Genomic DNA, 8,534 nt, shown 5'->3' with positions numbered 1-8,534 from the left:
GACAACACGTCGTTATCAATATTACGCAACAGCGTTTGTTCCTCTACGACAACGGTAAACTGAGCAAAATTTATCCTGTTGCCGTCGGCAAAGCCATGACCCAAACCAATCTGGGCGAACATAAAATCGGTGCAAAAGCCTACAACCCGGTTTGGCACATCCCTAAATCTATCCAAAAAGAACGCAATGACGGCGTTAAAAGCGTACCGGCCGGCCCAAATAACCCGCTGGGCCCGGTATTTGTCCGCCTTGGCGACCCTAAATTAAGCCTTGGCATTCACGGCACCAATGCCCCTGCCAGCGTACCCGGCGTCCGCAGCCATGGTTGCGTGCGCATGAAATCGCCTGATGCATTAGAATTCGCCAAAACCATCGCAACAGGTTCTCCTGCCTCCGTTATCTACCAAATGGCGAGCCTGAACGAAGATGCCAACCAAAACTTGTGGCTGGCTGCCTATCGTGACCCATACGACAAGAAAAACCTTGATACGGCTGCCCTGAAAAAAAGCATTGCCGCTTGGGCAAAAGCGCACGGTAAAACCATTCCAGCCGCGCGTGTGGATGCAATCCTGAAAGGACGCACCGGAGCGGCAAACTGTCTGACCTGCGCCAAAGGCGTGAAACTCAAATCGCCTTTGAAATCTTTGGCATGGACCAGCGGCACGGATGCTTACAGCAAACCTAAAGTCATGCCGAAACAGGCTCCTGCTAAAGATGTGGTATTGCCTCAAGGTACTGAAATCGAAGTCGATGCTACCGACGATGCAAACAAGGCAGCATCCGAACCGAAACAAAGCGTTCGTCCGACTCCGGTGAAACCGGCAAAACCTGCTGCCAAACCGGCAACCACTCCGGCCGACGCTCCTGCTTCTGCAACTAAAGCCGCTTCCGAACCGGCTACTGCCCCAGCCTCTGCTCCTGTGAAAGATGCTCCGGCAAGCAGCGAGCCGGCAGATTTGCTGTTCTAAGCAGAACAAAATACATAGCCAAAGGCCGTCTGAAATGAATTTTTCAGACGGCCTTTTCGTACAACTGGCTATTGGAAATATATGCCCCTCTTGATTCAGACGGCCTTTTTACTTTTCAAATACTCCGACAAACCACGCTCGCGCAAAATACAGCTCGGACATTCATGACAACCACCGACCACGCCGTTATAACAGGTATGCGTATGCTCGCGAATATAATCCAACACACCCATTTCATCCGCCAATGCCCAAGTTTGCGCTTTGGTTAAATACATCAAGGGCGTGTGGATTTGAAAAGCGTAATCCATGGCCAGATTCAATGTGACATTCATCGACTTGACGAACACATCGCGACAGTCGGGATAACCCGAAAAATCGGTTTCGCACACGCCGGCAATGATATGGCGTATTCCCTGCCCTTTGGCGTAAATGGCGGCATACAGCAAAAACAAAGCATTGCGTCCATCTACAAATGTATTGGGCAGGCCGTCTGAAGCTGTTTCAATAGATACCGTATCATCCATCAAGGCGTTATGCGTAATCTGTTGCATCAGGCTCAAATCGAGTACCGTCTGCTTCACGCCCAAATCTTGGGCAATCCAACGCGCGCGCTCCAATTCGATGGCGTGGCGTTGCCCATATTGAAAAGTGATGGCCTGCACATTTTCACGGCCATAGGTTTGAATTGCCTGAATCAGGCAGGTCGTTGAATCCTGCCCGCCCGAAAAAATAACGAGGGCTTGCTGTTTTTCCATTGTAAATTCCTAGTTTTGTTAACGCGGGAGGTTTGCGAACCGCGTGATTCGAAGATTGACGGATTATAACGGATTTCGTCTATAATCACGGCACTTCGTTTTCTTTTATTCTGCATAATGATGAGTATCTACGCCCTGAAACCAAAATTCCAAAACCTGTTGCGCCCCATCGTTAAGAGACTGTATCAAAAAGGCATTACTGCCAATCAGGTAACCCTGTTTGCCTGCGCCGTTTCCATTTTGCTCGGTTTGCTTTTAGCATTGTTTGCAGGTGTATCCACATTATTCTGGCTTTTGCCGATCTGGTTGTTTGTCCGCATGGCACTGAATGCGATGGACGGTATGCTGGCACGGGAGTTCGGTCAACAATCGGCATTGGGTGGCTATTTGAATGAAATCACCGATATTGTCGCCGATGCTGCTTTGTATCTGCCTTTTGCCTTCATCGCGCCCTTCGGCGGCGTACAAATTGCCCTGTTTATTTGGCTGGCGGCAATGACTGAGTTTTGCGGCGTTTTGGGACAAGTTCATGGCAACAGCCGGCGTTATGACGGGCCATTCGGCAAAAGCGACCGTGCATTCTTTATCGGTGCATTGGCAGTATGGTATGCAATCGCCGGCAGCTTCCATCCGACTTTCTATATCCTTATGTGGCTGGCCTGCGCGGCATTGGTTTATACCTGCTACAAACGTGTCATCAATGGCTTGAAGGCCGTCTGAAACCATAAACTATCGGTTTCAGACGGCCTTTTATCCGTCAGCGAAGATCACTTACTGTTTACCCAGTTGACTGTAATCTACCAACATATACTTGGCAGTAATTTTCTGCGAAGCATTACCTTCGTCACCCATTAGAATCATTTGAGGCTTGCCGTTAACGGTAATCGAATCAACAGCTTCAACGTTGGTGATGTGTTGCAGATTAGGCAGAGAGATTTTTTGCTGTTCATCGGTCGGGTTACCGCTCCAAGTCCACAGTTGTGAAAATTTCTGTCCATTCTCATCCTTCACTTCATTGGCAATCACGTAGGTTTTCAACACAGGATCATAGTTGAGGGAACGGATACCGCCGCCATCAATATCAATCACCGCCACTTCATCAAATTCAGGTTTGGCATTGCGCTCAAACACATCTTTCGGATTGCTGATAAATGCGACCAAAGCCATATTGTTGAACTCAGGATCACGGAAGCCCAAAACAAGACGTTTTTTCACCGGATCAAACGCCATGCCCTCAATATTGATTTCTTCAAAAGAAACTTCTGCCTTGGTTCGCTCACGAATCAAATCATGCAGCTTGTGATCGGTTTCCAAAACCTGCGTCAAATTGTCGTAACTGGTCAGCCCCAACACATTGCCGTCTTGGATTTTAAAGCGCATCAGATGTTCGCGGTCGGGTGAGCGGTTGCCTTTACGGGTGCGCGAATGTGAAGTCAGCGCGTAGATAAAGCCTTCATCATCGCGCGCCAAAGCCTCCAAGTCGCTGAGACGGCGTTTGAAACCGGTAATCACGCGCGTATCCAATGCCTCGTCTTCCACAAACCTGCCCGTTTTATCAATGCTGATGATACTGAATGCATGGTTGGGTTCGTCTTCCGCAATCAGCAAATTACCGTCCGGAAGCTGTTGTACGGCGGAAGGCTCGTACACACCGTTAAACATATTGATTCCCAGCGAACGCAGCTCTGCCGCATTGTTGGCCGGCGGTATCAGCAATGACGGCAATGTTTTCACGCCGATAAACGCCACCAGTGAAGCCAGCAAGCCCCAGCGGAATACCGCGTAAGACAAATTGATGTATTTGAACTGTTTGTCCGCCAACAAACCAAGCCAATAAAGATGGTCGCTCATCTTTTCATAGATTTGTTTACGGTCGCCCATAATCTCCTGCATCATTTCCCAATATTGATCTTTTTGCAGTTTCACACGGTCTTCATAAATCAAAATATTAGGTTGGCTGCCGCCAAAAAAGCGCGTTTCGGTACTACTGAGGCGGGTTTTCAAGTCCCGCAGCTTAGAACGGCCGCGGATAAAATCCTTAAACCATGTCCGCGCCGCCTGCATTTTGCCGATACGTTCCGGCGAAGCAGAAAGCAACGCAAACACGATAGATGCGGCGGCAGTAATCATAAACGTACTGGCCGGAATCAAAAATTCGGGCGACGATGAAAAAATAAACGCGCCCGAAATCATCAGAGCAGACACGATAAAACCATTCAGCGAAATCATAATATTCGCTTTGGTTGCCGCCAGCGCCAACAATTCCATCTCCGAGCGTACGGCGTTGCGGAACATGGTTTCCACGCCCTTATTCGTACCCAACAAATCAGGCGCATTCAAATCTTCGGCTTTATTTTTTTTCTTTTTTGCCTTGTCTTTTTTGCGTTTGGCTTTCTTTTCACTTTTTTCAGACGGCATCTCAGGATGTTCAACTGCTTCCTGACCTTCTACCTCCTCCTGAACTTCTACCGTTTCAGCCGCAACCTCAACTTCGTTTTCAACAGTATTGTTTCGATTGCGATCCCAAAAATCAACGTCCTGTTGGGAATCGGCAGATACGCCGTCGTTTAAAGATTTGTCTTGGTCGCCCATCTGCTTCGGCCGACCATTTTCCTTCCAATCATTCAAATCCATATCATGACTCCCAACATCAAACACTTTGAATTAAATGGAAAATAAAAAGCATATTTAGTTCATTTATTTTAGGTAATTTACATGTAGCTTACATTCTTTAAATACCTAAATAGCAAACTGCCGCAGAACCCCAAAGTCCTGCGACAACCCGCTTTGCATCAAAATATTAATAGTCGATGCGTTCTTTAATAATTTTCAAATCAGGATAAGACAAAACAATGTCGTACTCACGACCATCTTTAAAAGCCTCGATATCCAACACAGGCTGACCTCGACGGCTATCGGCTTCAACATCGTGAACTTGATAGCCGCGTTGTTCCAAAATTTTTACGGCTTTAGCACGATTTTGCTCGAAGTTTTTGTCGCTGTAGATTTTGTGTTCGATATAATCACTGGCACCGGCAGTAGCGGCAGACAAAGCAACGATGGCGGTCAATAAAAATTTTTTCATGTTTGATTTCCTTTTTAAATGTGTATTCGGGTTTCGATGGATGTATTAAAACATGACAAAATTAGCAGTTAATTAGTGCTTGGTTAAACGCAGTAAAGGCCGTCTGAAAACTATTCAGACGGCCTAAGCGATTCCCCTTCAGAAGAAATAAGAGAAAAAATTTGGCAACAATATGATAACGATAAGTCCCGTCTGACTGTGTTTCGTAAATTAATTGCAAAACAAAGAGTTTATGATGATATGTCGGTAGTAGTTTGTAAGGTTATCCACCCCCTATCTAACCCTTTTCACAATCACTGTCATCAGTTTTAAGTGAAATTTGAAACCATCTTTTACCATTTCTCTCCATCATTGCATTCGTCCGTCTATCGGATAGTCATTGCATTTATTCGATATGTCATGATACTGTTCAAAAAATATGAATATTAGGAGTTTCTCATGTCCGAACAGCAAAAATTCTTTTCTACCCAAGACGGTACTTCGCTTTTCTACCGCTATCGCCCTGCTGCTGATGGTTCTTCCGACAAAGCCATTGTGCTGTTCCATCGCGGGCATGAGCACTCCGGCCGGATGATGTTTGTGGCAGATGAGCTAGGTTTTGATGATTTTGCCTATTTTGCTTGGGACGCGCGCGGTCATGGTTACAGCCCTGGTGAACGCGGCGATAGTCCGAGTATCGGTACTTCGGTTGCTGATGTAGATGATTTTATCCGACACATTCAAAGCGAATACGGCATCAAACCTGAAAACATCTGCGTGATTGCACAAAGTGTTGGTGCGGTATTAGTTTCTACTTGGTTGCACGATTACGCGCCGAAAATCCGTTGCGCCGTATTGGCTTCGCCTGCGTTCAAAGTCAAACTCTATGTTCCGTTTGCCCGTACCGGTTTGAAAATTATGCAAAAATGGCGTGGCAATTTCTTTGTCAACAGCTACGTCAAAGCCCACTATCTGACCCACAATGTCGAACGTCAAAAAAGCTACGACAATGATCCGCTGATTGCCCGCGCTATTTCTGTGCGCATCCTGCTGGGTTTATATGAGGCGGCCGAGCGCGTCGTTGCCGATGCACAAGCGATTACTACGCCTATACAACTGTTGATTTCAGGCAGCGATTGGGTTGTTCATCACAAACCGCAACACGATTTCTACAACCGCTTAGGCAGCCATATTAAAGAGCGCCATATCCTGCCCGGTTTCTACCACGATACGTTAGGCGAGCAAGACCGTGAAATCGCATTTGTCGAAATGCGCCGTTTTATCCGCGAGCGTTTCAATCAGCCTTTGCAACAAGTCGATCTGACTCAAGCGCACTTGTTTGGAGACAGCCGTCGCGAAGCCGACGAACTGGCTACGCCTTTGCCTGTTTGTACGCCTCGCGGCGCATTTTGGGCAACATATCGCGCCTCGCTCAAACTGGGTTCACGCTGGAGTGAAGGCTTGAGAATCGGTCAAGAAACAGGTTTTGATTCGGGTAGCACGCTGGATTATGTCTACCGCAATCAACCGCAAGGCAGCAACGCTTTCGGTGTATGGGTGGACAAATACTATCTCAACGCCATCGGCTGGCGCGGCATTCGCCAACGCAAAGTCAATATCGGCAAAGCCATTCAGACGGCCTCAGCTAAATTGCGTGAAGCAGGCAAACCTGTACACGTTTTGGATATCGCGTCCGGTCATGGCCGCTATGTATTGGATGCCCTGACTGCCGACACATTGCCTGATTCCGTACGCTTGCGCGATTACAGCCCGATTAATGTCGAAGCCGGCCGCAAACTGATTGCAGAACGCGGCTTGCAAAACACGGTAACCTTCAATGAAGTCAATGCTTACGACCGCGCCAATTATCATGATTTACAGCCGCGCCCTACCCTAGGCATCGTCTCCGGCTTGCACGAATTGTTTGCCGACAACGATTTGATTTTAAACTCGCTCTACGGCTTTGGAGAAGCCATTGAAACCGGCGGCTACCTGATTTACACCGGCCAGCCGTGGCATCCGCAACTGGAAATGATTGCCCGCGCCCTGACCAGCCACAAAGCAGGCAGCCCAAACTGGGTAATGCGCCGCCGCAGTCAGCAGGAAATGGATCAGTTGGTTGAAAAAGCCGGTTTTGAAAAAATCCATCAATGGATAGACGAAGACGGTATTTTCACCGTGAGCTTGGCAGTGAAGAAATAAAAATAAAGGCCGTCTGAACAATTTTTTAACTTTCAGACGGCCTTATTTAAACCATGTACCTATCCATGAAACCTACCCTCAAAACCTCCCTACTCAAGCTGATTTCAGTCGGTATCCTGTTCTACACCAGCTACGGCCTCTCCAACCATTACGCGGCATCGCTGGACTATGTACCTGAAATCGCTTTTGCATGGGAGAGCAATATTCCGTTTTGGGCATGGACGATTGTGCCTTATTGGTCGCTGAACCTGATGTATGCCGCGGCATTTTTTCTTTGCCGTGATACACATGAACAAAACCGATATGTAGCGCACCTTGTAGCCGCCCAACTGATTGCGACTGCTTGCTTTGTGCTGTTTCCGCTGCGTTTCGGGTGGCCTAAACCGCCTGCCGATGGACTGTCAGGCTGGCTGTTTGATTCATTGGCTGCATTTGATTTGCCGTACAACCAAGCGCCATCTTTGCATATTGCGTTGGCAATTATCGTGGGTGCATTTTATTGGACGCGCTTTCCCAAAATCCGCCTGCCTCTTTTCTTATGGCAAAGCCTGATTGCCCTGTCGGTACTGACAACTTATCAACATCATTTTATTGACGTGCCGACAGGAGCATTGCTTGGCTGGCTGGTGTTGTGGGCTTTCCCGCGTCAGATGACTTCGCCGTTAAGACTGGGCTTGAGTGATGTACGCTCAAGAAGGATTGCGTTGCTGTATTTACTTGGCGCGTGTTTGACGGCTTTGCCTGCGCTGCTGGGTGGTGTGTGGCTGTGGTTGATATGGATTAGCGTGTCTTTACTGATGGTATCCTTTGCCTATTTGACTGGAAATGCAAACATATTCCAAAAACAGGCTAACGGTAAATTATCGGTGGCAGCGACGGTTTTACTATTGCCTTATCTGGTGAGCGTACGGCTAAACATGGCGTATTGGTTACGCGGTAAAGCGAAAACGGCACCAGTCCGCAATGATGTATTAATTGGCAGCGTTTTAGGGATTTCAAACCATTTGCCTGTCGTATTGGATGTATGCGCCGAATATCCCTGCCGTAGCTATCAGGGAGCATATCGCGCTCTGCCTTTACTGGATATGGTAACGCCGTCTGAAAACGATTTGGTTCAGACGGCCTTGATATTGGAAACCTTGCGCCAAAAACACGGCAAAGCGCTGGTATGTTGCGCTTTGGGTTATGGAAGAAGTGCCGCAGTGGTGCTGACGTGGCTGCTGGTCTATGGTGGCTGCAAAAACTTGGCGCAAGCGAAGGCCGAACTCAAACAGGCTCGGCCGCAAATGGTATTATCGCCGGCCACCGCCCAAGCAGTTGAAGCTGCGGCCAACCGTTTAAAACAAGGATAATGATGGACAACGCAACCGACAGCCGTATTACTGCCCACCTGCTCTCTACCGCACATTATGTTGCCGCCTGCAATGCCTTGCTGCTCGCCTTGTCGGCAAAATATGGCGGCGCATGGTTTGCGGTGCAACTTGTCTTGGCAGCAGTTTTGCTGTACTGCCATATCCGCATTCACTTCGACCGTCGCGTGTTCCA

Annotated in this window: 7 protein-coding genes, 1 pseudogene and 1 riboswitch; of the genes and pseudogenes, 5 read left to right on the top strand and 3 right to left on the bottom strand. The window is 48.0% G+C overall.

All coding sequences use genetic code 11. From position 1 onward, the window contains the following. Positions 1 to 968: L,D-transpeptidase (locus tag ACTHUM_RS10145; protein ID WP_440402845.1), on the top strand; the 968-nt coding region annotated here is incomplete at its 5' end. Between the two features lie 95 nt (positions 969 to 1,063). Here the strand turns inward: ACTHUM_RS10145 and queC are convergent. After that, positions 1,064 to 1,723, bottom strand: coding sequence for a 7-cyano-7-deazaguanine synthase QueC (gene queC, locus ACTHUM_RS10140; RefSeq protein ID WP_004519606.1), 660 nt, complete (start codon positions 1,721 to 1,723; stop codon positions 1,064 to 1,066). Positions 1,724 to 1,726: 3 nt separating this feature from the next. Next, positions 1,727 to 1,772: riboswitch (PreQ1 riboswitch) on the bottom strand. A gap of 71 nt (positions 1,773 to 1,843) precedes the next feature. On the opposite strand from queC, the gene ACTHUM_RS10135 reads away from it, so the two are divergent. Beyond that, complete coding sequence (locus ACTHUM_RS10135; protein WP_039862085.1) at positions 1,844 to 2,443, top strand: CDP-alcohol phosphatidyltransferase family protein; 600 nt, start codon at positions 1,844 to 1,846, stop codon at positions 2,441 to 2,443. A 51-nt stretch (positions 2,444 to 2,494) separates the two neighbouring features. Here the strand turns inward: ACTHUM_RS10135 and ACTHUM_RS10130 are convergent, their stop codons facing one another. Next, entirely contained in the window at positions 2,495 to 4,141 is a 1,647-nt protein-coding gene (locus ACTHUM_RS10130; protein ID WP_224783392.1) for a Pycsar system effector family protein, read from the bottom strand. 382 nt (positions 4,142 to 4,523) lie between these two features. After that, the gene (locus ACTHUM_RS10125) at positions 4,524 to 4,808 is read right to left on the bottom strand and encodes a PepSY domain-containing protein (RefSeq protein ID WP_004519602.1); all 285 of its coding nucleotides are present in this window, start codon (positions 4,806 to 4,808) and stop codon (positions 4,524 to 4,526) included. 438 nt (positions 4,809 to 5,246) lie between these two features. On the opposite strand from ACTHUM_RS10125, the gene ACTHUM_RS10120 reads away from it, so the two are divergent. The 3 genes and pseudogenes from ACTHUM_RS10120 to ACTHUM_RS10110 form a co-directional block, all read left to right on the top strand. After that, on the top strand, positions 5,247 to 6,989 hold the full coding sequence (locus ACTHUM_RS10120) for a bifunctional alpha/beta hydrolase/class I SAM-dependent methyltransferase (protein ID WP_039862081.1): 1,743 nt from the start codon (positions 5,247 to 5,249) through the stop codon (positions 6,987 to 6,989). Between the two features lie 65 nt (positions 6,990 to 7,054). After that, on the top strand, positions 7,055 to 8,341 hold the full coding sequence (locus tag ACTHUM_RS10115) for a dual specificity protein phosphatase family protein (protein WP_224783390.1): 1,287 nt from the start codon (positions 7,055 to 7,057) through the stop codon (positions 8,339 to 8,341). Positions 8,342 to 8,343: 2 nt separating this feature from the next. Then, a pseudogene (locus ACTHUM_RS10110) lies at positions 8,344 to 8,534 on the top strand (hypothetical protein); the annotation flags it as partial.

This window comes from Neisseria sp. P0021.S006 (assembly GCF_051956895.1).
Note: the sequence above shows the minus strand (reverse complement) of the source record. Positions and strands in the feature narration are given on the sequence as shown.

Bases quoted from the DNA above. Each gene is read 5' to 3' on its own strand.
- queC (WP_004519606.1), bottom strand. From the start codon at position 1,723: ATGGAAAAACAGCAAGCCCTCGTTATTTTTTCGGGCGGGCAGGATTCA.
- ACTHUM_RS10135 (WP_039862085.1), top strand. From the start codon at position 1,844: ATGAGTATCTACGCCCTGAAACCAAAATTCCAAAACCTGTTGCGCCCC.
- ACTHUM_RS10130 (WP_224783392.1), bottom strand. From the start codon at position 4,141: ATGCCGTCTGAAAAAAGTGAAAAGAAAGCCAAACGCAAAAAAGACAAG.
- ACTHUM_RS10125 (WP_004519602.1), bottom strand. From the start codon at position 4,808: ATGAAAAAATTTTTATTGACCGCCATCGTTGCTTTGTCTGCCGCTACT.
- ACTHUM_RS10120 (WP_039862081.1), top strand. From the start codon at position 5,247: ATGTCCGAACAGCAAAAATTCTTTTCTACCCAAGACGGTACTTCGCTT.
- ACTHUM_RS10115 (WP_224783390.1), top strand. From the start codon at position 7,055: ATGAAACCTACCCTCAAAACCTCCCTACTCAAGCTGATTTCAGTCGGT.